Origin of the sequence: Clostridium sp. DFI.1.208, assembly GCF_024463855.1 — a bacterium.
Classification (GTDB): domain Bacteria; phylum Bacillota_I; class Bacilli_A; order Erysipelotrichales; family Erysipelotrichaceae; genus Clostridium_AQ.
In genome coordinates this window covers 1-328 of sequence record NZ_JANGCA010000240.1, presented here as the reverse complement: position 1 = coordinate 328, position 328 = coordinate 1, and the positions used below count along the sequence as shown (strand labels likewise).

Genomic DNA, 328 nt, shown 5'->3' with positions numbered 1-328 from the left:
TCGAGCGGCTGGAGGATGAGCAGGAGCTCACAGGGCAGTATAAAGAGGACATGATCGCAGGAAGAGAGGGCATGGTCATCCTGTTACCGATATTCCTCGATATGTTCCGGGCAGCACTGCATGAGCATGTAAAGACGAGAACGCCATTATTAGCTGTCGAACTCTATGAAGAAATGGACGGCATGGATACGACCTGGGGGGTCGGCCTCATGATAGCCGAAGAGCTGTGCAGGAGAGCCGGCGTCGAACATAAGAAGGTCTCACAGGACATGGAAGCGACAATCTTAGAATTTGAAAAGGTACTTACAGAATATTACAGTATGATGGG

At 50.0% G+C, this 328-nt stretch carries 1 protein-coding gene; it reads left to right on the top strand.

From position 1 onward, the window contains the following. The coding region (locus NE665_RS24210; protein WP_256302744.1) for a hypothetical protein at positions 1-328 on the top strand (328 nt) is incomplete at both ends.